The following is a 25,652-nucleotide window of genomic DNA, read 5'->3' as shown; positions in this document are numbered from 1 at the left end:
AGAAAATAATTATAGCAAAATGTTTTGTGTGCATTAAAAAAAGAGTGAATTTTCATCACTCTTTTTATCTACTTTCAACTTCTACTGAAACAACATGATCGATTTCTTTTAAAGAACTATATAATTCAGTTGTATATAAATCTTCTGGAGCTAAAATGACCATTTCCAATTGCTGAGATGCCCCATTATCAATATCTTTAATTTTCACTCGTTTTACTTGCATATTTAAATTTTTAATTTGCTTAAAGATCCCGTCTAACTCTCGATGTTTGTTTACGGTAATTTTTATAGATAAGTCCTTTTGTCTTAATGAATAAGGGCCTGCAATTTTCACAATTTGCGGAAGTACGTTAATCGCTAATATAATTAAAATCATAGCAACCGTCGCTTGTATATAAAACCCTGCACCAATCGCAATACCTAGTGCTGACGCGGCCCATACCATAGAAGCCGTCGTTAATCCTGAAATAACGTCATTATTTCTTCGTAAAATTACCCCTGCTCCAAGAAAACCGATCCCACTAACAATTTGAGCGGCGAGACGCATTGGGTCCATGTTTGTATGACCCGGTACAGAATAAACATTCACTGATTCAATTGAAACCATTGTAATTAAACAACTCGCTACGGAAATAACCATACTTGTTTTCACACCAAGCGGTTTATTCTTTAGCTGCCTATCTATTCCGATGAATAATCCTAAAAAGAGTGCTAAACCTAATTTAAATAAAAATTCATATGACATATTTCATTCTCCTTACTTTACAATGTTTCCCTTGGAACAATCCACTATAACTCTTTTATGATATCAATTCCAGTCTTTTCTATTCATTTAAAGTAAAAAACCGAAAAAACATTTTTGACAATGTTTCCCCGGCTTTTTATTATAATTAAGATCTTTCTTTATTTTTGTTCTTTAATTTTAATTTGTGCATCTTTATAAAATGCTAATTTATTATCATTATACTCTTTTGTATGTTTATTAAATTGTTCTTTCGCCTTTTGCGCTTCCACATTTAACTCATTAACAGTTTTAACTTTTTCACCAATTTCTTTTAACTTCGTTTCTTTTACTTTTAATTTTTCATACAGTTCTTTTTCAGTCGCTAACGCCTTCGTGTAATTCTCATTCATCTTTTGGAAGGCATCATAACGATTTTTATACGATTCTTCTACTGTTTTTGCTTGTTTTTGTAATTTCTTATCTTCGAGTTTTTCAATATTATTTTGAACGGATGTCGTTTCTTTCTGTGCTTTTTCTAACTGTTCCTTCTCGTTTTTCAATACTTTTTCACGCTCGTCTACATTTGCAGTAGCTTGCTCTATTTTCTTTGAAACTGCTTCATTATGCTCTTTACCTTCTTGTAAAATTTGAGAATAAAGTTCTTGTCCTTGCTTTTCTAACTTCTCTAATTTTTTTGTGTCATCTGCTAAAGCTTTTTCCTGTGTAGATGCTGCTTCAAAAGCCGTAAATAAATTTTCTTCTGGCTTTTCACCGAAACAACCTGATAATAATCCTACTGATAATGCTCCAACTACTGCTACTTTTCCATATTTCAACTTCAATTCCTCCATTACATACGGTTATCATGCCAGAGGTTCACGGGGAAGTGATTCTCTTCATGATATGCTTCAAACTCATAACCCTTTTCTTTTAGACCCTTTAATATTGCTGGCACAGCTGCGACTGATTGCGGATGAATATCATGCATTAAAATGACTTCTTGAGGATTTGTTGCACCAGCTAATACATTTTGAGCGATTTGTGCTGCCGCTGCATCGACTGGTACTTTGTTGTATTTCCAGTCTAAAGAATCAATTGTCCAGTCCCATACTTTAAGACCACCCTCTACTACTTTGTTTCGAAGGTCTTCATTTAAACCAGGCTTCGACCCGTATGGTGGACGTGTTAATTGAGGTGATTTTCCAATAATATTTGCGATTAAGCTTTGATCTTCTTTCATTTCATTAACATATTCACCATTTTTATATAACTTCGCAAAATTGTGTGTCATACTATGCATTCCAACATAATGACCCTCTGTATTTTGACGTTTTACTAAATCAGGAAACGCTTTTACATTCGCTCCGATTAAAAAGAATGTCGCCTTCGCATCATGCTGTTTTAACATATTTAATAATTCAGCCGTATATTTTCCTGGCCCATCATCAAATGTAAGATAAGCAACTTTTCTTTCCATTCCGTTAAAACGACTTGGCGCCGTTTTATTCATTTCAACTTTCGATTGTTCACTTGCAAGCTGCACTATATTTTCTTGCTTAGCAACAGCTTTTGCTGGTGAAGTAATAGATTGAAACATGAAATACCCAATAGCTACTATTGCAATCGCTACTGAAACAACTGCAACTCGTTTAATTTTAAAAGCCTTTTCCATTCTATCGAATTCCTCTCCCTATTAATCTTATATATAAATCACCCAATATAATTATACATCTATTTATTTTATTACACTATATAAACAATCTAAAATATGAATTATAATGGGAGTTTTATCAAAATTGTTGTTCCTGCCTCAACAAACTCTTTATTCTTTTCATACCAATTCTTGATTGCACTATGTACAACTTTCAAGAAGATTTGTTTTAACCTGTTTGATCTTCATCTTCTATCAATTCAATTCGCTTTCAACTTACAATGAGATGAATTTATTTTCTCTATTTTAGGAGTTAATTACCAAATTCTTTCCTCTAGTATATCGTACAATTACACCTTTTGTTTATATAAATTAAAATGATTTAACTGTAGACGTGAAAAAACTAGTAGCCCTTCTACTAAAAATAAATGAAGCAATCCATTTCCATAAAAAAAGATTGGCTGGGGCCAACCTTTTTTTATACTTATTCATTTCGAGTTGGTTTTGGTGTAACACCTAAATGCTCATTTAACTTAGTCGAAATATCTTTCACATTTTTTTCGTTTGGAATGTAATAATAAATACCACCAATACGTTTATCCGTTCCTTCTATTTGCATCTTTTCCATTTGCAAATCTGATCCTGCCATATTTTTCGTAATAGCAAGCATATCATCAAACGTTAAGTTTGTTTTCATATTTTTATCAACTGCATCAAGTAGAGAGCCCATTTTACTAATAGATTGAACAGACATTGCTTTTTTCGCAATTGCTTCAATTACAAGTTGTTGTCTTTGACCACGCATTGCGTCACTGTCAATTTTACGCGTTCTCGCAAGTGCAAGGGCTTGTTCACCATTTAAATGTTGGTAACCTTTTTCTAAATGGATCATACCTGCTTGGTCTTTACTATCTTGTTCTGTGAAAGTAACCGGTACATCAATATCAATACCACCAATTGAATCTACAATTTGTACAAATGACTCAAAGTTAAACTTCACATAATAATCAACTGGTACATTTAAAAATCTTTCCACTGTATCTCTTGTACTTTCAACACCACCAAATACGTGTGCGTGTGTAATTTTATCTAATTTCTTTCTAGATGGAATATAAACGCGTGAATCACGCGGAATACTTACTAATTTAACGGATTTATCATCTTTATTAATTGTCGCTAATAAAAGTGCATCTGTCCGAACTGCTTCGCCGTATTGGCTTTTTCTCATTTCACTTCCGTCTACACCCATGATTAAAATCGAAATATTATCCTTTAAAGGTTCCACTTCTTTGTCCCTTTTTGATGACTTATCAATTTTTGCATATGCATCACTTACAACCGCTTTTGCTTTGTTATATATAAACGATCCATATCCTACTCCTCCAAAAATAAGTAGGAAAAATGGAATTAAAATGAACCATTTTATTGACTTTCGTTTAGAACGTTTTTTATTGCTTCTCGTATTTTGTTCTAATTCAGAGCTCATACCCATTCGCCTCTCTTTCTCTTTCCCTAGTATAATGTAAGTCTATTAATCTTCATATTGAATTTCCTTTCAATTACCTTACATTTTTGTAAGGTTACTTCATGAATCCAACATGTATTCCATTTCACATTATACTCTTGTGCTTATTTTTGGCAAGTCACTATTTATCAACTTAAAAAATCCGATACTTCGGAATATTCGAATTTACATATTTATTATTCTGTTATTTGCAGGTAGTAAGATTTTCACCTCACAATTTAGCAAGAATAAAGAGTCAAGTTTGTGCCGTACCATCTTGATTGGTGATGACTAATAATCAGTGAGGGATAAATCCCCCACTGATTAAAGTTTCACTTTATTATTTCTCATTTGGTGTGTATATCATTTGCTTCCCATTATTATTAATTAAAGCTGACTTTGCTTTTATTTTCGTTTTTTCTATTTCTACATCTTTATTTGAGAAATTCACAATGATTTTAATATCTTTTCCATATGAAGTAGATTGTACTAGCTTATCTTCTGACAGATATGCAAAGTTCGTCATTTCTTCTTTTACTGCCTTTTCATGAACTTCATTCCAAACTTTCAGATGCTCTGTAATTTCTTTTTTATGCTTATTCCACTCTACTTCATCTAAATGGTACAACGGAGGAACATTATACAATAACTCATATAACATACGATTTCCAACCTCGTCCTTTACCTTCAAACTTCCCCATTCCCAGTGGTGCGTTGTAATAACCGAATCATTGTATACTAGTTTATATAATGGCACCGAATATACTGGATTTAAATATACTTGCTTATATTCTTCTTTTAACGGTACTTGTTTTGCATATTTTTCTGGAACATTTTGATTTGGTGACCAATATCCACCGACATAATACGGGCTTGTTTTATTTTTTCTCATATCTTCATCGTCCCACTTAATAACTGGTGTTTCAATTCCATGAGCAAATGCAATCGTACTACTTGCAAAATCATTTCCGCCCTCAGAGCCAACTACCATACCTTTTTCTTGTGCAATATAATCCATTCGTTGCAACCTTGCTTGTAAATCTTGTTCTTGTGTCGTTAAATGTTTGGCCGAATAATCATCATAAATTTCGCCCGTCGCGTCACAATCAATAAACCATGAATTATATTTAGGGCCATTTTGTAATATATCGTTCATTCGTTCTTTTACACTAGGAAGTGATAATGTCGGATTTAATTTTCGGCCTCTCCCTAAAAACCCTTGCACTTTCTCACCATTTTTCTTCGTTACAGTGGCTTCTTCATATAACGATGGGTCATTAAAAGAAGCTGTGTTCCAATTTTTATCACCTTTTTCGTGAATAGAATGGTAAGAATCATACGGACCAACTAAATATCCCATTTCCTTAGCTTCTGTAACGAAATTAGGCTGCATAAATCCTTGTTCCCAGTTCGGTAGACCAATCCACGCTTTGTCTATCCCTACTTTTTTCATTTCCTTTATTATATCCGTTCCATCTGCTTTACCCCATTTACTTACTTCTTCAACTGCATCACCGAGTACTGACTTTAATAAATGTTTATTTAAGCTATACAGCTCTGTCTTCGATAAGTGATCTACACCTTTCTTTAATAACACACTAGCTTCCTGATTAACTTTCGGGAAAATATCCTCTTTATACAATTCCTTCATAGATAATACTTCGTTTGTATAGCGTAAAATAACATTTTTTTGGTACTTATCGATAAAGTCTTGTTTACTCACCTGCTCAAATACATTCAATTCCCCAGGCTCTGAACTATTCTTTTGAATAAGGTCTTTTATATGGCTAAACACCGGGCTATTTATTTGCTCTCTTAGCTTCGGCCAATTCACGTTACTTTCTGATAAACCATTTTGATTCCAAAAGTAAAAATGAGCTGCCCCGTAAAGTTTTTCGATTTCTTTATTTTTTCTTGCCTTTTCTTGTAATGTTTTAAATTCACCTTTTCGAGCAATATTATCCTTATACAGTTTAGCAATACTTACTGCATCATTATTTGTCACATATAATTGAAATCCATATGTTTTATTTTTATTTATACTCGGGAATTCATGTGTAAAATCAAACCCTATTTTCGGATCTGAATGAAATTTCAATTCATTATTAAACATATTGTTCGCAATATATACGATCGAATATTTAGAACCATTTAATGCAAAAAACTTCATAGAAAATGATTCAGCAAATGAATATGCATCATCCTTTAAAAACTTCTTCCAATTCTCATCATTACTCGGAATTTGCTTACCTTCCCATAACGGAAGTGTATAATTTTCAGCTTGCACTTTTGGCCATGTAAAACTTTCTGCACCAGTCGATTCCACTTCAATATTTAAGTGGTCTTTTTTCTTTTCTAAATTTACTTTTACTTTTTGATCCGGATATTCCCATGATGTATGATCCTTGTCTTTTTTCAAATTCGAAACCTTCATTTTTGGTAACGGTTGTGATGCCTGTTCTTTTACACCATCATGTTCTACAGTTAACGTAAAAGTCTCAGGATTTACATCGTAAGTAAAATCTTTATACGTCGCTTTCTTTATTTTAGACTCTTGTAAAGCATCATTACCTTTTACATCACACCCGACTAAAGTCGAAAGTGACAATGTTGTAAGAAGACATATCGCTATCATTTTTTTCATCTTCTGCACCTCCACCACTGAATATACAGGAGGTTTGTTACAGGAATATGGCAAAAAATAATAGAGCTAGCATTATGCTAGCTCTATTATGAGCAAAAAAATTTACGTATTACTATAATCTGTTTAAAGAAAATATGTAATACAGGGAGACTTTAATCCTTTTTTTATTCTCACTAATAATTAGATCAAGCAAATCTAAATTCCATCAAGCTTTCCTTAACTGAAAAAGTAACTATATATAATATATCCTAAAACTAGCAATAAAATTAATATCCCTGTACCTTTCCAATTCATACCACCTGTCATATCAGCGTGGCTACCTGATTCCGCCCTGTTGAGTCCATCATTCAAAGAACCGGTAGGATTATTTTTCAATTCACTTTGTCTCATGCGTTCTCTTTTTTCTTCTGGTGACTCTTTTGAACTCATATAATCACCTCTAAAATTAATGTTTATTCCGAAAAATCCCCTTTAAAATAGATTCTCCATAACGTAAAGAAAGCTAGCGATGCTAGCTTTCTTTATAATCCAATATGTTCTTCCTTATTTACAGTAATCCCTTTATGATCAATTTCAAGCTCACATACTTTCATAGCTGCAAATACTCTCGCTAATTGGTCAGCTATTTCTTTACGCTTCTCGTACGGAGTTAAAATAAAAATGGATGGTCCCGCACCACTAAGCGCTGTTCCATATGCTCCGAATTCTTTTGCACATTTACGAATTGATGGTAATAACGGTACAAGTTCTAAACGATATGGCTCGTGGAAATGATCTCTTTCCATCATTTCACCTACAACTTCCCACTTCTTTTGACATAACGCAGCTACTAATACGTTACTTATCGCACTAGCCTTAACCGCTTCATGAAAAGGAAACATCTCTGGTAATACAGATCGACTTTCATCCGTATTTAGCTCTTCATTCGGAATAAGAGAAATTACACCTAATTCCTTACTTTCAATCCTTACAACCGAAACATTTTTTCCATCAAGTGCTCCGATTACAGTTCCACCTAAAATAGAAGCAGCGACATTATCTGGATGTCCTTCAAAGTTTGTAGCAATTTGAACCTTTTGATCAGTTGTTAAATATAAATTTCCAAGTTGATTCGCAAGCTCTATTCCTGCTACAATCGCTGATGCGCTACTTCCTAGCCCTCTTGTCAGCGGAATATTACTAGTAACTTCTATTATATGGGGTGATAAAGAAGGACATACTTTACATGCCGTGCTAACAATTAAATTTTTATCATCTTTTGGAATTGAATCGTCAAAAGAATGTATCACTTGCCACTTATCAGCTTCTTCCTTTACACTTACTTCTAAATATAATGACAAAGCTATTCCAACAGAATCAAATCCTGGTCCAACATTCGCTGTACTAGCAGGAACACGAACTCTTAATGGTATCACGACATAATCACCCCTTTAATATGATCTTTAATTTGTTCTATATCATTTGACACACTTGCAATATCAAATTTATTAGAAGAAATTGCGATATCAGGATCTTTTAAACCATTTCCAGTTAAAACTGCAACAACTGTTTCGCCTTTTTTGATTTTTCCAGATTGAACATGTTTAATTACGCCCGCTAATGAAGCATTTGATCCTGGCTCTGCGAAAACTCCTTCAGTTTTTGCTAACAATCTATACGCATGTAAAATCTCCTCATCTGACACCATATCTATTTCACCATTAGACTGTTCGGCAGCCTCTACTGCATACGACCAACTTGCCGGATTACCGATGCGAATCGCTGTTGCAATCGTTTCAGGTGCCTCAATGACATGTCCTTTTACAATTGCCGCCGCTCCTTCCGCTTCAAAGCCGTGAATTCTGGGCTTCTTATAGCCTTTTTCTTTCTCGTATTCACAGAACCCTTTCCAATATGCTGTAATATTCCCAGCATTTCCAACAGGGATAGCTAGAACATCTGGTGCGTTTTGCAACTGGTCACAAATTTCAAATGCCGCTGTTTTTTGCCCTTCAATTCGGTAAGGATTTACTGAGTTTACTAATGTAATCGGCTCTTCTGCAGCAATATTTCTTACAGCCTTAAGTGCATCATCGAAATTCCCTTCTATTGAAATGATCTCCGCTCCATAAGCAACTGCTTGCGCTAATTTCCCATGCGCAATCTTTCCTTCTGGTATTACGATAATACATTTCATTCCGAGGCGTGCCGCATATGCGGCAGCTGATGCCGATGTATTACCTGTAGATGCACAAATAATTGCCTCTGCCCCTTCTTCTTTCGCCTTTGCAACTGCCATTACCATGCCACGGTCTTTAAAAGAACCTGTTGGATTCGCTCCTTCATATTTCCCGTATAACTGAATTCCTAATTGCTTTGATATATTTAATAATGGAATCAGAGGTGTATTCCCTTCCATTAAGCTGACATCAGGTGTGTTTTCATTCACTGGTAAATAAGAAGCATACTGTTTTAATAGTCCTTTATACATATTGTTTTTCCTCCTCAATAATGTAGTAACTGTTTATTTCACTTGCGACATCTTCTATCGCCCCTAAAACTTGTTCGAATTGATATTTTGAAGTTCGATGCGTCACAACAACGACTTCTGCAAGTTCGCGATTTAAAGGTAATTGAATAACTTCTTTTAAACTTACAGAATAATTAACGAAACATTCCGTTACTTTTCGCAACATCCCTGGCTCATCTCGTAATGAAATACGTAAGAAATATTTCGAAACTACTTCTTCATCTCCTTGTAATTCGTAAGGCTCTGGTTCTTTTAACGCACTTTTATTTTTCGGAACTTGATTCATATTTTTAACGATTGAAATAATATCACTTACTACAGCAGAACCAGTTGGTAACTTCCCAGCTCCAGGTCCGTAAAACATCACTTCCCCTACTGCTTGACCGTGAACATACACCGCATTGAATTCATTATTTACATTCGATAACGGATGATGCCTTGGTAATAAAGTCGGTTCTACACTTAAATGAATGGCTGATCCTTGTTTCTCTGCTTTACCAATTAATTTCATTGTAAATCCTAATTTTTCGGCCATCTCTAAATCTTCTTTTTCAACCTTTCGAATACCTCTAACTTGAACATCATCTAAAGAAACATTCATCGAAAAACCTAAGTTTGCAAGAATTGCTACCTTTCTCGCAGCGTCTAGTCCATCTACATCCGCTGTCGGATCTGATTCTGCAAACCCTAATTTTTGCGCTTCCTGTAAAGCCTCTTCATACGACCATCCATTTTGACTCATCTTTGTTAACATATAATTTGTTGTTCCATTTACGATTCCCATTATTTTTTCAATTTGATCTGAAGCTAGCCCGTCTGATAATCCTCTTAATATTGGAATCCCACCGGCTACACTCGCTTCGTAACATAGGTCACATTCATTTTTATTTGCCAGTTGCAAAAGCTCCGCACCGTATACGGCCATTAAATCTTTATTTGCTGTTACAACATGTTTTTTATTTTGTAAAGCCGTAACAATATGCTGTTTTGCTTCTTCAATTCCGCCCATTACCTCTACTACAATATCAATATTTGAATCATTTAGAACTTCATCTACATTACTTGTTACTACGATTCCATCAATGCAAACATCACGTTCCTTTTCCAAATCACGTACAACGACTGTCTTTACCTTTACTTCATATCCTGTATCAAGAGCGATCTTTCGATAATGTTCTTTCAAAATATGGACAACACCACTTCCGACAGTACCTAATCCTAATACCCCAACATTAATAACGTTATTCATTTTCTAATCTCCTCCTAAATAGTTTAATTGTTACACCTGTGAATCACCTTACTCTGCTTTTTAATCATGCAGATGGTGGTTATTTCCGTACGTACTAATCGTTTCATGTTACCGCACCTCCTTTCAAAGTAATAAAGTGAAACTTTAATCAGTGGGGATTTTGTCCATTCCTCACTGATTATTAGTTGAACCAATCGGGCTTTTACGGACAGTTGATCTCCCGTCTTACTCCCTCGCATCCGCCAAATTTTGAGATGGGAATCTTACTGACCGTTAATGCGGGATAAAAAAACACACTCATCCCTAGGAAAGGGACGAATGTGTTTTCGTGGTTCCACCCTTGTTCCAACCTAGACTTACTTTCTTCTAGATTGCTCAAGTTCAGATAACGGCTGATACCGTCAATAATTACTAGATTACTCGTTCACTATTGAAGTTCAAAGGTGGTAAGATCATTTCTCGTGTTAGGAAGCTCACAGCCTTGGCCTCCCTCTCTGTAAACCGTAAAAATGTTCTCATGTCCTTATCGTTACTTTTTCGCTCATGTTTATTTGTTAACTCATTATACTCGCATAAAAAACAAAATCAATGCTATTTTTTAATTATTTTAAATTTTCAATCTTAAAAACTATAAAAAACACACTCATCCCTAGGAAAGGGACGAATGTGTTTTCGTGGTTCCACCCTTGTTCCAACCTAGACTTACTTTCTTCTAGATTGCTCAAGTTCAGATAACGGCTGATACCGTCAATAATTACTAGATTACTCGTTCACTATTGAAGTTCAAAGGTGGTAAGATCATTTTTCGTGTTAGGAAGCTCACAGCCTTGTCTTCCCTCTCTGTAAACCGTAAAAATCATCTCATGTCCTTATCGTTACTTTTTCGTTCATGTCTATTTGTTAACTTATTATAGTTATCAACTTTTTAAAAAGCAAGCCTATTTTTCTTCACAATTTTTAAGAATATGAATAATTATATTTTAAAATAATAAATCATCTAATACAGATGTATTCTCTTGCACATATATTCATCACATACAAATTAACAATATTCATAGTTAAAGTCTCACTCTAAAACGTTTAGAGTTTCATACTTCAACACTATATTTAAAAAATAATTTTTAATACAATCTTTCCCTATAACTTTCTTCTAAAGAACGTGAAACTTCCTCTTCTGAAGCATTCACTTTCGCATGCTCCATTAACATTTTCGGTGCTGAAGGTAGCTCTGTTTTATTTAACCATGACTCTGGATCCCACATTTTTGAACGAATAAAAGCTTTTGCACAATGAATATAGCATTCTTCTATTTCAACAACAATTCCAAGTAACGGATTGCGTCCATTCGCCTGCATTTCTTTCAAAATTTCTTCATCGTTCGTAATATATGCTTTACCGTTTATTCGGAGTGTTTCCCCAAGACCCGGAATAAAAAAGATTAACCCTACGTGCGAATTTGAAATTATATTTAAAATAGAGTCTATACGACGATTACCCGGTCTTTCTGGGATGATAATTTTATTTTCATTTAATACATATACAAATCCAGGTGCGTCTCCCCTCGGCGAAGCATCACACTCTCCGAATTTATTTGCAGTAGATAATACTAGAAAAGGCGATTTAGACAGGAAATCTACACAATGGTGATCAAGTGATGAAATAACTTTTTTCAAAGCCCGTTCACTTGGTTGCCCCAATATTTGTCGTAATTCTTCCTCAGTTGAAATTATTGATTTTATTTCCTTATTCTCTATCTTCACTAATAATCACTCCTTTTTCTTTATTTTCCCAAAATTCAATACAAATATTGTATAATAAAATTTGCAGAAAGGGGAATTAAAATGACAGAGTGGTTAACAATATTTGATCCTGAAAGAAATACACTTGGAAAGAAATTACGTGATGACGTGCATCGTGACGGTGATTGGCACGAAACATTTCATTGCTGGTTTGTAGAAAAAGATGCTGAGGATATGTTCTTATATTTCCAATTACGCTCTAAAAATAAAAAAGAAGCTCCGAATATATGGGATATTACATCAGCTGGACACATTATGCATGATGAAGATGTACAAATTGGCGGTCTTCGTGAAATTGAAGAAGAATTAGGACTTTTCTTTCAAACTACTGATCTAACATACAAAGGAATCTATAAAATAGATTATGAAATTTCAAATCTTACTGATCGTGAATTTTGTCATATGTATTTTCACAATGTAATAAAGCCACTTCCATTTGCACCAGGTGAAGAAGTAGACGATGTGATGAAAGTACATGCAACTTCTTTTCTACAACTATTAAGAAGAGAGATTTCATCTTTAACGACTAATTCTGTTTTAAACAGTAATCCGATAACGATAACATTTGAAGATATTTATCCTTATGCTCTTGAATACTATGAATTTGTTATAGTGCAAGGACAAGAATTGCTAAACAAAAATAGTTTATAAAAAAATAGGACTCCCAGCTTACTTTATTCGGGAGTCTTATTTTTTTATTGCTCAAGTATCTTTAATTTTTTCTCTACTCGTATAAATAATCGTATAATTAACAACAGCATAACAATCATAATCGCTATCATTGTATGTGGATATCTAAACAGTATACTAATAACACTTCCAATTAACATCATAATGAATCCATTTTGTTTCATCACTTCTGCACTATACTTGTTACCTGCATCCCATAATTCCTTATTTTTCATAGACCGTTTCGTACGGTAACCATATGCTGCGTTAATATCCGTCGGTGGATTTTTTTGAAGAATAAGTGCCGCAAGTATAAATATAATACCAATCAATATGCTCATTCCTACGTTTACTAGTGCATCCATCAATTATATCCCCCCTAACTTACACCTTCATTATACTATACAACTCTTAAAATCCCAATTATTAACATTTTCATTTTCTCTCTTTAGATGTCTGGAACATACTTGGAAGTGTTACAAAACGTGCCCCTTTCGTTTTTAACTGCGGAATGATTTTGTCTAGTGCATCGACAGATCCTTGCAAATGTCCACCTGGAGTCGAATGTTGAAGTATGACACTTCCTGGAAATGAATTCCCTAGCACATTATTTGTAATCGTATCCGCACTTACCCCTTTCCAATCAACTGTATCAACACTCCACTGTACAATCATAAAATTTTGCTCCGTCGCCCACTTCAATTGATTTTCAAGTATTTCACCATACGGTGGACGTATAAATTTAGGAGCATAACCAGCTAAACGATTTAATATTTCTTCCGTTTTTATAATTTGATTACGGTACTCAGCCTCATTTACTTTCGCTAAATTCGGATGATTATACGTATGATTACCAATTACATGCCCTTCATTCGCGATACGCTTTACTACATTCGGAAACTTTTCTGCATTTTCACCAAGTAAGAAAAAAGTAGCTTTTACATTATATTGTTTTAACTTATCTAAAATTTTTGGCGTAAATACTAAATCTGGTCCATCATCAAATGTAAGAGCTACTTCCGCTTTATTGTATGGTCCTGAAAATGCATACGCATATTTTTCAACCCATGAAAAAGGTGTCCATGACCCCCGATTCTCTTCCTTCACTTTGACTTGATCATTTTGCGGAACATTTAATACATACGGCACTGCGTCTATATAGTTTCCATAATAAAATGAATGATATGGCATATAAGCATACGAAATATTGCGTTCTAGCCCCAAAGGAAATGGAACGAACATTTCTGGCGCATAAAAATAATACATGATAAAAACCTCCCTAAAATTTCATATGTGATTCATCTGCACTTTGTTAGAGAATTTCTTATTCATGAACAAAAATAAGACTGTCCGTAATTAGGACAGTCTTACTGCTTTATACAATTAATAAAGTGAAACTTTAATCAGTGGGGGTTTTACTGCCCGTTTATGCGGGATAAATCGATGTACTATCTTTCGGCAAAACTTTCACATGTTTTAAATAGCTTGTCACTTTGTCATCATCATCTTGCGGGTATTGATATCCATATGTGTTAGCAATTTCGTTCGCAACTTCCCTAAATAAATCACCCATTACAAAGAATGACTCCCATATATTTTCATATTCTGCATTTGAAAATGTCTTTCTAAATTGCTCCCACGTATCTTTTTCAACATATTGCTCGAAATGCTTACCAAACTTTCCGGTATTCACTGTAAAATTTGTTTTCATGCCAATATGCCATTCTATCATTACGATTAACATATCTCGCATTGGGCCTTCCAGCATTCCTTTCGCATAAGAAAGTTCCTCTCTCCATAACCCTTTCCCTACATTTGTGCTGCACCACCAAAATTCATTACAGCAATCGAAAAACTCTTTTTCTGTAGGATTTTTTATAACGTAATCTTTATCACTTGCTGGCGGAAATTCTCCAATACAATTGTCTTTATCCAGTAGTAATTCACTTAAACTATCCTGTCCAATAAATTTATTTATTAAATCAACTGGAACTAGCATTAAATCAATTCGATTCCCATCCATGAACTGCATTAAATACGGAAATTTCCCGTCTTTATCAGCTGGAAGTAACGACATTTCTTCCGGCATTTGCACAATCATTATTTCTCCAAATCTATTAATCCAACTATGATTACACGTAAAAGATTGTATATCTTTTACAACATAAATAATATCATAGTCTTGAAAACAATCTTTTTTCACATTTGGATTCACACGTGACCCATTCATGATGACAGCTCGAATTCTTTCATCCTCTTTTGCTGTATTTATAATTAAGTCTAACATTTCTTTTTCAGTTCTCATCTTCTTATAGCCTCCAAGTTTTTAATATATAATATAAAGCTATGTAAATTGGAGGTCCACGAGCTAAATTCGTTGTACAAGATACACGTTATAATTTTTGAAACTTCTTTTTCATCCCTTTTTCCTCCTTACATTACTCTGTTACGACTGCCATTACAAACCCATCGTACCCTTTACTTCCTACAGTTTGAAGCGCAGTAGCACTTACACGCGGCTCAGCAGCTATTAGCTCATAGAAATGGCGTATCCCTTGTACACGAGGGTCATTACTAGTATTGTCAATAACTTCACCTTCACGTACTACGTTATCCCCAATAATTACAGTACCAGGGCGTGATAGTTTCAGTGCCCATTCAAAATAAGCAGGGTTATTTTGTTTATCCGCATCTATGAAAATAAAATCAAATGGTTCATACTTCTCATTTTCTATTTGTTTTAAAGAATCTAACGCTAATCCTAATCGTATTTCAATTTTATCATTCAAATTGGCACGCTCAATATTGCTCCGTGCAATTTCAGCATGCTTTTCACTTGCTTCTAATGTAACAATTCGCCCTCCAGATGGCAATGCTCTTGCAAGCCATATTGTACTATATCCGCCTAGAGTGCCAATTTCTAATATGTTACGAGCTCCTTGGATTTGTACTAATAGTTGTAAAAACTTCCCTTGCGTTGGCGATACATCATGTGCCGGCAAATTAGCTGAAGCATTTGCTTGAAGAACTTCTTCTAATGTAGAGTCTTTCGGTATTAATACATCACTCATATATTGATCAACAGCCGTCCATTTCTCAATCGTACTCATGGAAATACCATCCCCTTCAAGTTTTTCATGCTTTTCTACCATTCACTTCACATTATACCGACAATTCTGCTTTACATACAAAAAAATAAAGAAGGGACACCCATTCCATTACAGAATAGATGTCCCTTCTTTGTTTATAAATTTACCCCTTACGGATTAGTAGACCAAAGTCCTGCTGATTTAATAAATGTACGTTTATTTAATTTCAGCTGCGCTACGATAAACTCTGCAATATCTTCCGCTTGCATTACTTTATCAGGGTTTCCATCAGTTAATCCTAAGTCTACAGCCATGTCAGTTGCTACTGTACTTGGTGTTAAAGCTGTTACACGGATATTATGTTTACGAACTTCCATCGCTAACGATTCTGTTAAACCAAGAACACCAAATTTAGAAGCACTATATGCACTTGTTACAGGTGCACCTTTTTGTCCTGCTGTAGATGAAATATTAATAATATCACCAGATTGTTGTTCAATCATACTTGGTAAAGCTGCACGAGTTGCATAGTATACACCCATTAAGTTTACTTGAATGATTTTTTCCCAATCAGCAACTTCTAATTCTAAAAACTTACCGAATTTAGAAATACCAGCGTTATTAATTAAAATATCGATAGATCCTAAACCGTTTTTTAATGTTTCAATTGCAGTAGTTACCTCTTCATATGAAGATACGTCAGCAGTCGCAATAACAGCTTTTACGCCTTCTGCTTCTACTTCTTTCGCAACTGCTTTTAAGTTTTCTTCTGAACGAGCTAAAAGACCAACATTTACGCCTTCTTTCGCTAATGCGATCGCTACAGCGCGACCAATCCCTCTACCTGCTCCTGTAATTAAAGCATTTTTTCCTTGTAATAATTCTGCCAAGTGTAACACTCCTTAATCTTCTCAGTTGTTTATTATATTAAAAGTGTAGCTATGTTTATGTAAAAAGGCAATGATGCACTTTTATGTGCGTAGGTTACTTATAGGTAACTATAGTAATGGTAAATGCATTTTTCTTCATGATTTGGAATACGCACAATAAATTCTGTACCATTTCCTTCTACACTCTCAACTTTTATTTTTCCTTGATGAAGGTCGAGTACTTTTTTTACAATTGCTAGACCTAATCCACTTCCTCCATAAGCACGGTTTCGTGAAGAATCCGCTTTATAAAAACGTTCAAAAATATGTTGTTTCTGTTCTTCGGATATACCAATTCCCGTATCATGAATACTTACTTCCAGGAATTCTTTATGTTCTTTTAAATGAATTGTAATCGTGCCACCATTTGGTGTGAATTTAATACTGTTATGAATTAAATTAATCCATACTTGGCTCATACTTTCTTTGTCTGCAGTAACACACACTTTATCCATATCCAGATCTAGCTCAAGTCCTTTTTCATCCCAAAGAGGCTCACTATTTAACACAATTTGTTTCAACTGTTGATCTAATCGATAAGTAGCTCTTTCTGGTGAATACTCCTCTGACTCTAAAAGTGTTAGCTTCAATAAATTTTGACTCAATTTAGATAATCGCGTTGTTTCAGTTTCAATAATAGTAAGATAATGTTTTCTTTTTTCAACTGGTAGATTATCATCTTGTAGCGCTCGAGCAAATCCCTTAATAGATGTTAATGGCGACTGTATTTCATGAGAAACATTCGATACAAATTCTTGTCTCATTTTCTCCATTGCATTAAGTTCATCCGTCATATCGTTAATACTTTTTACAAGCACACCAATTTCACCATCATACTTTTCTTCATTCCGTATTTTTACAGAGAAGTCCCCTTTTGCAATTTTTTGTATCGGTTCAATGATCGTCCAAATCATCGCCTCTCGCTTCGGTCTCATTAAAATTCCGATTAATGTCCAAATAAGAACGATAAAAACAAAGCCGACCATATCACTAATTAGAAAAGTAATAAAAGGCGATACGTTTATTTCAAAAGCTTTCATTACACTAGACGATACAAAAAAGGCTATTGACCAAATTATAGTAAGAAAAGCAAAGAGCGCTACTATCGCCCCCATTACTTTTAACATCTTCATCTTACTCATTCTTTCTCTTTTTCTCATTTACTTACCTCTAAGCGATACCCTAAGCCCCTTATCGTCCTTATACTAAACTTTGATAGCTCTTCTTGAAACTTTTCACGCAACCGATTAATATGAACGTCTAGCGTGCGTTCATTCCCTTCAAAATCATATCCCCATACGTCTTCTATTAATTGCTCTCTTGAACAAGTTCTTCCCGCTTTAGATCCTAATGTAAAGAGCAACTCAAATTCTTTTAGCGGCAGCGTCACCGTTTGTTCTCCAACGTTAACTTCAAATGTTTTACGATTTAACAGTACATTCCCAACTTGAATAGATTGCGATACTGTAATTTGGTAACGTTTCAATAATGCCTTCACTCTCACAACTAATTCTAAAGGATCAAATGGTTTTACAAGATAATCATCTGTTCCGAGGTGAAATCCTTTTACTTTTTGAGATGTTTCACCTTTAGCAGTCAGCATAAGAATTGGGATATCATAGTATTTTCTTAATTCATAACATAAATCAAACCCATCCATATTTGGCATCATAATATCAATAATCGCCATTTCGACTTTCACTTCTTCTATTTTTCGAAGAGCATCTAATCCATCAACGGCCTCATATGTTTGAAAACCTTCTCGTTCCAAAAATACAGAAACAAGTTCTCTAATGTGCGGATCATCATCTACAATTAAAATTTTGGGTATCAAGGAATCATATCCTTTCTGCTTAACATACTTTTTAGCACTCTAAAATCAACAAACAGTGAAGTGCCCCTTCACTGTTTGTTTTCATTCTATAATGCTCCTTCTTTAATTTTCAATTGTTGCATTGCAAATTCACGGTACATGTCATGTGTCCGTAATAACTCATCATGTGAGCCACTTCCTGTAAGATTCCCTTTTTCAATAAAGATAATTTTATCTGCATCTACAACAGTAGAAAGTCTATGCGCAATAACTAAAGTTGTTCTACCTTTCATTAAGTTATTTAACGCCTTCTGAACAACCGATTCCGATTTACTATCAAGACTTGAAGTCGCTTCATCTAACATAAGGATTTGCGGATTTCGTAGTAACGCTCGAGCAATCGCAATTCGTTGTCTTTGCCCTCCAGAAAGCTTCACACCACGCTCTCCAACTTCTGTTGCGTATCCACTTGGTAAATCATGAATAAACGCATCAACATACGCCATCGCTGCTACTTTTTCAATTTCTTCATCCGTCACTTCACCCTCAACACCGTAACAAATATTATCACGAATCGTTCCATCAATTAACGGACTATCTTGTGAAACGTAACCAATTTGACGTCGCCATGATTGTAATGAATATGCTGTAATTGGTTCTTTCCCTAATTTTATGAAACCACTAGTTGGCTCATAAAAACGTTCTAACAGCGAGAATAAAGTTGTTTTTCCGCTACCACTTGGTCCTACAATCGCCGTTACTTTTCCAGATTCAATCGTGAAGTCGATATTTTTCAAGATTTTCTCTTCTTCGTTATACTCAAAATGTACATTTTCAATAACGATCGGCTGCTTCGCATTTGTAACATTCATACCTGTTTCATGATCTTCTACTTCATATTCTAAAATCGTATTAATTCTTTCGGTTGCACCAATTGCTTTTTGGAACTGAGTAAAGAACATAGATAACTGACTCATCGGCATAATAATTTGAACTAAATACAAAATAAATGCTACAAGTTCACCTGTTGTTAATGCACCACTAGAAACTCGCATTCCACCATACCCTACGATAATAACAAGCAATGCCATTAAAACAAACGACATAACAGGTGAAATTAATGCTTGCACTTTTCCTTCTTTCAAACCAAATTGCAATAATTTTTGGATACCTGTATTACCTGTTTCATATTCTTTTTTTTCCGTATTTGAAGATTTTACTAAACGAATTTCTGATAGTACTTGTGTTAATACACTAGTAAAAGAAGCCGTTTCATCTTGAAGTGCTTTTGAAATCTTATACATTTTCCGTCCAAGTGGAACTAAAATTAGTACCGATAATGGAATAACCGTTAAAAGTAAAATTGTCATTTTCCAGTCTAAAACAAATAATACAATTAATGACCCAATAATTGAGATACCGCCTGTTAATAAGTTTGACAAATGCTCAGAAATTAATGTTTTAACAACACCTGTATCATTTGTCATACGACTAATTGTATCTCCCGTTCTGTTTTGATCATAATAAGACACTGGTAAAATAAGTACCTTTTTCCACAATCGTTCTCTAAGTCCAGCTACAATTTTTTGTCCAATATAATTCAGTAAATAAATTGACAATCCTGCAGCAATTGTTTGAATAATAAAGAATGCAATTAATCCAAAAATTTGTCCCGTACTAATTGAAGAAAGTGAAAAATTATCAACTAAACCTTTTGTCAGCATTGGAATAAACAAACTCGCTCCAGTAGAAAGTAAGCTCATTATTAATGCAAAAATAAGAATGCCTTTCGGTGGATTTGTATCTTGAATGAGACGTAAAAACTGCCTCCAATTCCCTTTTTTCTTTTCTGTATTCCTAACTTCCATTGTCGTTCATCTCCTCGTTATAAACAAAACTATTCTTTCTAAAACTAGAATACGCTATAAATGTAAACTGAATGTAAACACACTTTTTTCTAATTTTACAAAATATACATATAAACTCATCTTTACAACAAGTATAAATATCTGATATTATTACCTGGTACTTATTATTATTCTATGTAAATTATAGACTACGCATAGAAAATATATAACTAATTTTATTAATTAGCTAATTTAAAACACTATATAAATCTCCAGCATTGAAAGGAGTATCCTTTTTGCAAACAAATAAACATTCCGAAAAGGAAACAATCATTTTTATTCATGGATTAGTTGGAAATCGCCGCGCCTTCAAAAAAGAGCATAAACGATTTTCTGCCTCCTACAACATTATAACTTATGATTTATTAGGTCACGGCGACGATAAAGGAGAAGCTATCGACTTTTCAATACAGCGCCTCGTAGATCAATTATTGAACTTGTATGAAAAAGAGGGAATTAAAAAGGCTCATATTTGTGCTCTAAGCTATGGCTGTTATATCTCTACGACATTTGCACAAATGCATCCAGAAAAAGTATTGAGCATTTGTCATATTGGTGGACATTATAATAACCCTTCTCGTTTATATAATGTTTTTCAGAATTTTTGGGAAAAACGTGGTGATGAATATTCATCTTGGCTTTCTCAGTATGCTAGTACTATTTTTCCAAGTGGAATACTAAGGGCAAATCCGTTCGCTGTTATTTCCCGAAATATTTATTACCGTTTCGGATTACAATTACACTCGTCCATTATTGCTGAGTCATTACGACACCGCTTAGAATTCGACTTAAAATCTAAATTAAAAGCACTTCCCCATCCTATATTATGGGTGATGGGAGAACATGATCATCTCTATAAATCGTGTCTCTTTGATTTGAAGTCCATTCTTCCGAACGTTTTATATAAAGAAATTCCATTAGCAGGTCATGCAGCAAACTTATTCCGTCCAAACTATTTTCATGATTTATATGCTAAGTTTTTGCACGGGAAATTGACATAAAGTCAATCTTTAATGAGTGGGATTATCCACCCCCACTCATTATTTTCCCGAACCCCAATGAACTTTGAAGCGTGATAAACACTACTATACTATTAGTTTATCTAAATATGAAAAAGGCTTCCCAAGTTTCCCTGGAAAGCCTTTTCTCTATACGAAAAGTAGTATATAAACTACTTTTTCTTAGTATGCTTTTGTGTAACCTGTTAGGTGTTTAGCCCAGTAAGAGTTATTAATTGAACTAATTCTTACACCAACATTTTCATTCTCTGCACTAATGAACTGACCGTTTCCTAAGTAAACACCCATGTGAGAAAGACCTGATTTATAAGTGTTAGAGAAGTATACTAAATCACCTGGTTGTGGATTGCTAGTTTTTGTTTTAGAGCTCCAGTATCCAGCAACTGTTTGACGAGCGCCTTTATGACCAGTTTGATTTAATACGTAGTGAATGAATCCACTGCAGTCAAAACCAGCAGGTGTTGTACCACCAAATACATATTTTGAATTGTTTAAAGATCTAGCGAATCCAGCGATTGAAGATGTATCTCCACCTGTTGGTGCTGTTGGTTTTTGTACTTGATTAGTACCTTCGTTACCACCAGTAACTACATTGTTCACTCCGCCTTTTACAAACTTCACAAAGTCTGCACTTACGTAACCTGTACGGCCGTTATGGTTAATTTTATACCAACCATTTTCAGCGCCAGTAACGTTTAATACTGTACCGTTTGTTACCCCACCAATTACAGGGTTATATGTAGCTGGACCTGTACGTACTTTTAAAGCTCCTGTATTAACAACATATGAACCACCAGTTTGAACTGTAGTAGTATTGTTGTTGTTGTTTGTAGTTGGTTGCTGTGTTTCGTTAGATACAGCTGAACCACCTTTTGTTACGAAGTCTTTACTTACGTATCCAGTTCCACCATTGAAGTTAATTTTAAACCAATCTTGAACTTCACCTACAACTTGAACTGTTTTCCCTTTATTTACAGAACCTAAAACAGTATGAGATGCACTTGGGCCTGTACGTACATTTAGTGAAGAAACGTTTACTGTGTAAGTACCTGTTCCTTGTTGAACAGTAGTTCCTTTATTGCCACCAGTTGTTACGAAGTCCCCACTTACATAACCTGTTTGACCATTTACACTAACTTTGAACCAACCGTTTTCTTGTCCAATTACTTGAAGTACTTGACCTGCTTTTACTTTAGAAATAACGTCATGTCCTGTACCAGCACCTGAACGTACATTTAATACATCAGCTGTTACCGTGTATTTTAATTCAGAAGTTGTTTCTACCTTTTTTGTTTCAGTTACAGTCGTTTGAGTTTGAGTTTGAGTTTGAGTTTGTGTTTGTCCATTAATTTCTTTTAGCGCATCATTTGAAACTTGTGCATGAGCAGAATCCATTCCAGGAACTGCTACACCTACTACAGATGCTGCTGCTAAACCTGCGATTACTTTTTTCATAAGTTGTCTTTACTTCCTTTCCCTACTATCCTCTTGAGAAAACTATAAACTTAGTACTTTACAATATTATCAAAGTAAAATATTCATCCAGTTCCATTTTTTAGCAAGAGTTTTATTTTTCACACATCGTTTATTTTAAACGATTGAAGTGAATTTAGTGTGAACTTCATGTGAACTTTATCATTAAACAGTGTGTTTTTGCAACGATTTTTTCAAATTCCTTATGTATTACATCAAAATTTAAAATTTCATACGTTATTTCAATATAGATTTTACACTTTCTATCTAATCTGAAAATTCCATTAATCTAATACATAAACACAATATATTTTTCTAGAAAGTTCTTTTTCATGAGGCACACTCTTATCATGACAAAAAACACTTTATTAATCAATAGTATAATATTTTAAGAAAATGAATTCTCTATACTATGTATGATTTTAAACAACGCGATGATTTGTAAGATTTCACGCCCCCTCGAGAGCACTCCCATCCTAAAAACACAATTGACTATTTCGTTTCTCTACTAAATATGGAATTATTAGGGTTTTATTGATAGAATATGTATAATCACATAAAAAGAGGAGTTGCATTTGTGGAAAAAATAATAGACGATTACATGAATAATAATATCGAACTTTACTCTGCTCTTACTCACTTATTATCGCTTACAACGTTTAAAAAGGTAACAATCATTGAAACAAAGAAAAACGAACTAAAAGAGCAAATGAAAACAATTCAGCATAAAAACTCATACCATGTATAAAAAGGTGAACAGATTATATCTCTGTTCACCTTTTATTTTTTATTTTATTTATAAATTTTCACACGAGTTTCTAATGGCTGATATTCTTTATCTCCTGCAGAAACTACTGGTTTACCAAATGGCATTTGCGCAGTTAACTTCCAGTTTTCAGGTACATCCCATTCTTTTTTTACTTCCTCATCAATCAACGGATTATAATGCTGTAGTGTAGCACCAAAACCTTCAATCTCTAATGCTGTCCAAATCGCAAATTGCAACATTCCAGAAGATTGCTGAGACCATGTAGGAAAATTATCTTTATATAGTGCAAAGTTCTCTTGCAAACTTTCTACTACTTTACTATCTTCGAAATACAAAACTGTTCCATAGCCACTTTTAAATGCATTCATTTTCTCTTCAGTAGGTGCAAAATTATTTTCAGGCACAATTTTTCGTAACGTTTCTTTCGTAACATTCCATAATTTGTCGTGTTGTTCACCTAGTAATACAACAACTCTTGCACTTTGAGAATTAAAAGCCGAAGGTGTATGTTTCACAGCATGATAAATCACTTCTTGAATTCTTTCATCAGAAACTACTTGCTCTTTACTAATCGCGTAAATAGATCTTCTGTCTTCAATTGCTGAGTAAAAATCTTTTGCCATTACAATTCCCTCCAATTTTCATTTGAGGCAGTATCATATGTACGAAGCATATAATGCCTCTCAAACTTATTATTAATAAGTTCTTAACTTAATAATATCAACAAACAAAAACAAACTCAAATGATATCACTTGAGTTTCCCCCCCATACTCCCAAAATTTAAAGAACAGCTTATTATCACCAAAATCAAGGTTCAAATAAACTGTCTGTCTCTTTTTATAGCAATTAACTTAATTCTTCACCTAATTAACCAATTGAAAAGCATAGGACATCAGCTTCTGTGTTTCTGTAAAACGTTTTGTTTTACTTTTTGTCCCCATAACAACTGTAATAATACGATTATCGCCTTGTTTTGCAGTACCTGCAAAACAATACCCTGCGCTATCTGTAAATCCTGTTTTTAATCCGTCTATTCCTTCTATATATAAAGCTTTATTATTTTTGTTTAACATCTCATTTGTGCTTGTAACATTAACATTATTAAATGCTAACTGACTTTGACGTAAGTGAGTCACTTCTAATATCTCTGGATAGTCTTTTATAAGATGATACGCTAATTTTGCTACGTCAGCTGCTGTCATTTTTGTTTCACTTCCGTCGGGCTCCTGCAATCCGGAAGCATTCGCGAATTTAGCTTTATCTGACATTTCTAACTGCTTTGCTTTTTCATTCATAAGTTGAACAAAGTTTTTTTCTGTCTTAGCTACATGTTCCGCTAAAGCGACAGCCGAATTATTAGCCGATTCAATCATTAACGCATGATATAAGTCCTTAACAGTTAATGTATCATTTGCTTGCATCGGGATTTTTGCACCCTCTGTTTGTGCCGACTTTGCACTTATTTTCACTGGATCTTCCCAGTGGACTTTCCCATTATGTATACTCTCTAAAACGAGATATGCTGTCATCATTTTTGACATACTAGCAGGGGCAACAGCTTCATTTTCATTATTTTGATAAATAACTTCTCCATTACTCGCATCGATAATAATAGCTGCTTTTGCATCAATTTCTGGTGGTATATATTTTGGTGGAACTACTTTTTCAGATAGCCCTGTTTTAGGTAGCTCTGCCACTTGTAAAGGCTGAGTATCTACTTTTGTTTCACTCTTTTGAACCCCTTGGAAAAAGAACCAACATATACCCAGAATTACTACTAATAGGATTGTTAATCTTCCCCATTTTAACCGCTTCATTCTAAAACTCCTTTAGCAAACCTTTTATACACTCATGTTTAACCATAACAACAATTACTTTATATCGTCAAGGTAAAAAGTATATT

At 34.2% G+C, this 25,652-nt stretch carries 24 protein-coding genes, 1 pseudogene and 2 other annotated features; of the genes and pseudogenes, 3 read left to right on the top strand and 22 right to left on the bottom strand.

All coding sequences use genetic code 11. The annotated features are described in order from the left end of the window. Positions 1 to 64: 64 nt before the first annotated feature. From JFU23_RS25395 to JFU23_RS25350, 11 genes and pseudogenes are all read right to left on the bottom strand, one after another. Positions 65 to 745, bottom strand: a complete 681-nt coding sequence (locus JFU23_RS25395) for an MgtC/SapB family protein (protein ID WP_002012374.1) — start codon at positions 743 to 745, stop codon at positions 65 to 67. 158 nt (positions 746 to 903) lie between these two features. Continuing rightward, a complete protein-coding gene (locus tag JFU23_RS25390; RefSeq protein WP_201033011.1) occupies positions 904 to 1,560 on the bottom strand; it encodes a YkyA family protein in 657 nt (218 codons plus the stop codon). A gap of 14 nt (positions 1,561 to 1,574) precedes the next feature. Then, on the bottom strand, positions 1,575 to 2,396 hold the full coding sequence (locus tag JFU23_RS25385; protein ID WP_201033010.1) for a peptidoglycan-N-acetylglucosamine deacetylase: 822 nt from the start codon (positions 2,394 to 2,396) through the stop codon (positions 1,575 to 1,577). 134 nt (positions 2,397 to 2,530) lie between these two features. Continuing rightward, a pseudogene (locus JFU23_RS31250) lies at positions 2,531 to 2,797 on the bottom strand (sensor histidine kinase); the annotation flags it as partial. 62 nt (positions 2,798 to 2,859) lie between these two features. Beyond that, positions 2,860 to 3,861 (bottom strand): LCP family protein, encoded by a 1,002-nt coding sequence (locus JFU23_RS25380; RefSeq protein WP_201033009.1) that lies wholly within the window; start codon positions 3,859 to 3,861, stop codon positions 2,860 to 2,862. Positions 3,862 to 4,219: 358 nt separating this feature from the next. Then, the gene (locus tag JFU23_RS25375) at positions 4,220 to 6,523 is read right to left on the bottom strand and encodes a glycoside hydrolase (RefSeq protein WP_201033008.1); all 2,304 of its coding nucleotides are present in this window, start codon (positions 6,521 to 6,523) and stop codon (positions 4,220 to 4,222) included. A 216-nt stretch (positions 6,524 to 6,739) separates the two neighbouring features. Beyond that, positions 6,740 to 6,952 carry a DUF6366 family protein gene (locus tag JFU23_RS25370; RefSeq protein WP_201033007.1) on the bottom strand — a complete coding sequence of 71 codons (213 nt, stop codon included), beginning with the start codon at positions 6,950 to 6,952 and terminating at the stop codon, positions 6,740 to 6,742. Between the two features lie 92 nt (positions 6,953 to 7,044). Continuing rightward, positions 7,045 to 7,938: a homoserine kinase gene (gene thrB / locus JFU23_RS25365; protein ID WP_002189304.1), complete on the bottom strand. Its 894-nt coding sequence runs from the start codon at positions 7,936 to 7,938 to the stop codon at positions 7,045 to 7,047. Beyond that, a complete protein-coding gene (thrC, locus tag JFU23_RS25360; RefSeq protein ID WP_002189302.1) occupies positions 7,935 to 8,993 on the bottom strand; it encodes a threonine synthase in 1,059 nt (352 codons plus the stop codon). Before thrC ends, thrB begins: the two co-directional genes overlap by 4 nt. Next, complete coding sequence (locus JFU23_RS25355) at positions 8,986 to 10,281, bottom strand: homoserine dehydrogenase (RefSeq protein ID WP_149190403.1); 1,296 nt, start codon at positions 10,279 to 10,281, stop codon at positions 8,986 to 8,988. The genes thrC and JFU23_RS25355 overlap by 8 nt, the downstream gene beginning before the upstream one ends. A 307-nt stretch (positions 10,282 to 10,588) precedes the next feature. After that, positions 10,589 to 10,820, bottom strand: a binding site (T-box leader). A 114-nt stretch (positions 10,821 to 10,934) separates the two neighbouring features. Next, positions 10,935 to 11,166, bottom strand: a binding site (T-box leader). Positions 11,167 to 11,402: 236 nt separating this feature from the next. Next, positions 11,403 to 12,041, bottom strand: coding sequence for a pyridoxamine 5'-phosphate oxidase family protein (locus tag JFU23_RS25350; RefSeq protein ID WP_201033006.1), 639 nt, complete (start codon positions 12,039 to 12,041; stop codon positions 11,403 to 11,405). A gap of 81 nt (positions 12,042 to 12,122) precedes the next feature. Between JFU23_RS25350 and JFU23_RS25345 the strand changes: the two genes are divergently transcribed. Then, positions 12,123 to 12,731, top strand: coding sequence for an NUDIX hydrolase (locus JFU23_RS25345; protein WP_002126927.1), 609 nt, complete (start codon positions 12,123 to 12,125; stop codon positions 12,729 to 12,731). Between the two features lie 44 nt (positions 12,732 to 12,775). Here JFU23_RS25345 and JFU23_RS25340 read toward each other — a convergent pair whose 3' ends face one another. The 8 genes from JFU23_RS25340 to JFU23_RS25305 form a co-directional block, all read right to left on the bottom strand. Further along, positions 12,776 to 13,114 (bottom strand): SdpI family protein, encoded by a 339-nt coding sequence (locus tag JFU23_RS25340; RefSeq protein ID WP_201033313.1) that lies wholly within the window; start codon positions 13,112 to 13,114, stop codon positions 12,776 to 12,778. A 70-nt stretch (positions 13,115 to 13,184) separates the two neighbouring features. Beyond that, positions 13,185 to 14,015, bottom strand: a complete 831-nt coding sequence (locus JFU23_RS25335) for a peptidoglycan-N-acetylglucosamine deacetylase (RefSeq protein WP_088039229.1) — start codon at positions 14,013 to 14,015, stop codon at positions 13,185 to 13,187. 160 nt (positions 14,016 to 14,175) lie between these two features. Continuing rightward, positions 14,176 to 15,054: an aminoglycoside 6-adenylyltransferase gene (locus JFU23_RS25330; protein ID WP_061674172.1), complete on the bottom strand. Its 879-nt coding sequence runs from the start codon at positions 15,052 to 15,054 to the stop codon at positions 14,176 to 14,178. Between the two features lie 133 nt (positions 15,055 to 15,187). Further along, on the bottom strand, positions 15,188 to 15,859 hold the full coding sequence (locus JFU23_RS25325; protein ID WP_088039228.1) for an O-methyltransferase: 672 nt from the start codon (positions 15,857 to 15,859) through the stop codon (positions 15,188 to 15,190). A 149-nt stretch (positions 15,860 to 16,008) separates the two neighbouring features. Further along, complete coding sequence (locus JFU23_RS25320) at positions 16,009 to 16,728, bottom strand: 3-ketoacyl-ACP reductase (protein WP_002012353.1); 720 nt, start codon at positions 16,726 to 16,728, stop codon at positions 16,009 to 16,011. Positions 16,729 to 16,826: 98 nt separating this feature from the next. Further along, complete coding sequence (hitS, locus tag JFU23_RS25315; protein ID WP_201033005.1) at positions 16,827 to 17,927, bottom strand: envelope stress sensor histidine kinase HitS; 1,101 nt, start codon at positions 17,925 to 17,927, stop codon at positions 16,827 to 16,829. Next, positions 17,924 to 18,601 (bottom strand): envelope stress response regulator transcription factor HitR, encoded by a 678-nt coding sequence (hitR, locus tag JFU23_RS25310; protein ID WP_002031358.1) that lies wholly within the window; start codon positions 18,599 to 18,601, stop codon positions 17,924 to 17,926. Before hitR ends, hitS begins: the two co-directional genes overlap by 4 nt. A gap of 86 nt (positions 18,602 to 18,687) precedes the next feature. Then, positions 18,688 to 20,448 (bottom strand): ABC transporter ATP-binding protein, encoded by a 1,761-nt coding sequence (locus JFU23_RS25305; RefSeq protein ID WP_201033004.1) that lies wholly within the window; start codon positions 20,446 to 20,448, stop codon positions 18,688 to 18,690. A 275-nt stretch (positions 20,449 to 20,723) separates the two neighbouring features. On the opposite strand from JFU23_RS25305, the gene JFU23_RS25300 reads away from it, so the two are divergent. Further along, the gene (locus tag JFU23_RS25300; RefSeq protein ID WP_002135756.1) at positions 20,724 to 21,488 is read left to right on the top strand and encodes an alpha/beta fold hydrolase; all 765 of its coding nucleotides are present in this window, start codon (positions 20,724 to 20,726) and stop codon (positions 21,486 to 21,488) included. Between the two features lie 180 nt (positions 21,489 to 21,668). Here JFU23_RS25300 and entFM read toward each other — a convergent pair whose 3' ends face one another. Beyond that, positions 21,669 to 22,961, bottom strand: a complete 1,293-nt coding sequence (gene entFM / locus JFU23_RS25295; RefSeq protein ID WP_201033003.1) for an enterotoxin EntFM — start codon at positions 22,959 to 22,961, stop codon at positions 21,669 to 21,671. 595 nt (positions 22,962 to 23,556) lie between these two features. On the opposite strand from entFM, the gene JFU23_RS25290 reads away from it, so the two are divergent. Further along, positions 23,557 to 23,727 carry a hypothetical protein gene (locus tag JFU23_RS25290; protein WP_201033002.1) on the top strand — a complete coding sequence of 57 codons (171 nt, stop codon included), beginning with the start codon at positions 23,557 to 23,559 and terminating at the stop codon, positions 23,725 to 23,727. A 44-nt stretch (positions 23,728 to 23,771) separates the two neighbouring features. Here JFU23_RS25290 and JFU23_RS25285 read toward each other — a convergent pair whose 3' ends face one another. Beyond that, complete coding sequence (locus JFU23_RS25285; RefSeq protein WP_002141347.1) at positions 23,772 to 24,371, bottom strand: nitroreductase family protein; 600 nt, start codon at positions 24,369 to 24,371, stop codon at positions 23,772 to 23,774. A gap of 241 nt (positions 24,372 to 24,612) precedes the next feature. Next, positions 24,613 to 25,566, bottom strand: a complete 954-nt coding sequence (locus JFU23_RS25280; protein ID WP_201033001.1) for a D-alanyl-D-alanine carboxypeptidase family protein — start codon at positions 25,564 to 25,566, stop codon at positions 24,613 to 24,615. Between the last annotated feature and the right edge of the window lie 86 nt (positions 25,567 to 25,652).

This window comes from Bacillus sp. TH50, from assembly GCF_016650565.1.
Lineage (GTDB): Bacteria > Bacillota > Bacilli > Bacillales > Bacillaceae_G > Bacillus_A > Bacillus_A mycoides.
Note: the sequence above shows the minus strand (reverse complement) of the source record. Positions and strands in the feature narration are given on the sequence as shown.

Excerpts from the sequence above, each read along its gene's own strand:
- JFU23_RS25395 (WP_002012374.1), bottom strand. The coding sequence starts at position 745 with ATGTCATATGAATTTTTATTTAAATTAGGTTTAGCACTCTTTTTAGGA.
- JFU23_RS25385 (WP_201033010.1), bottom strand. The coding sequence starts at position 2,396 with ATGGAAAAGGCTTTTAAAATTAAACGAGTTGCAGTTGTTTCAGTAGCG.
- JFU23_RS25380 (WP_201033009.1), bottom strand. The coding sequence starts at position 3,861 with ATGAGCTCTGAATTAGAACAAAATACGAGAAGCAATAAAAAACGTTCT.
- JFU23_RS25375 (WP_201033008.1), bottom strand. The coding sequence starts at position 6,523 with ATGAAAAAAATGATAGCGATATGTCTTCTTACAACATTGTCACTTTCG.
- JFU23_RS25370 (WP_201033007.1), bottom strand. The coding sequence starts at position 6,952 with ATGAGTTCAAAAGAGTCACCAGAAGAAAAAAGAGAACGCATGAGACAA.
- thrC (WP_002189302.1), bottom strand. The coding sequence starts at position 8,993 with ATGTATAAAGGACTATTAAAACAGTATGCTTCTTATTTACCAGTGAAT.
- JFU23_RS25355 (WP_149190403.1), bottom strand. The coding sequence starts at position 10,281 with ATGAATAACGTTATTAATGTTGGGGTATTAGGATTAGGTACTGTCGGA.
- JFU23_RS25345 (WP_002126927.1), top strand. The coding sequence starts at position 12,123 with ATGACAGAGTGGTTAACAATATTTGATCCTGAAAGAAATACACTTGGA.
- JFU23_RS25340 (WP_201033313.1), bottom strand. The coding sequence starts at position 13,114 with ATGGATGCACTAGTAAACGTAGGAATGAGCATATTGATTGGTATTATA.
- JFU23_RS25335 (WP_088039229.1), bottom strand. The coding sequence starts at position 14,015 with ATGTATTATTTTTATGCGCCAGAAATGTTCGTTCCATTTCCTTTGGGG.
- JFU23_RS25330 (WP_061674172.1), bottom strand. The coding sequence starts at position 15,054 with ATGAGAACTGAAAAAGAAATGTTAGACTTAATTATAAATACAGCAAAA.
- JFU23_RS25325 (WP_088039228.1), bottom strand. The coding sequence starts at position 15,859 with ATGAGTACGATTGAGAAATGGACGGCTGTTGATCAATATATGAGTGAT.
- hitS (WP_201033005.1), bottom strand. The coding sequence starts at position 17,927 with ATGAGAAAAAGAGAAAGAATGAGTAAGATGAAGATGTTAAAAGTAATG.
- JFU23_RS25305 (WP_201033004.1), bottom strand. The coding sequence starts at position 20,448 with ATGGAAGTTAGGAATACAGAAAAGAAAAAAGGGAATTGGAGGCAGTTT.
- entFM (WP_201033003.1), bottom strand. The coding sequence starts at position 22,961 with ATGAAAAAAGTAATCGCAGGTTTAGCAGCAGCATCTGTAGTAGGTGTA.
- JFU23_RS25285 (WP_002141347.1), bottom strand. The coding sequence starts at position 24,371 with ATGGCAAAAGATTTTTACTCAGCAATTGAAGACAGAAGATCTATTTAC.
- JFU23_RS25280 (WP_201033001.1), bottom strand. The coding sequence starts at position 25,566 with ATGAAGCGGTTAAAATGGGGAAGATTAACAATCCTATTAGTAGTAATT.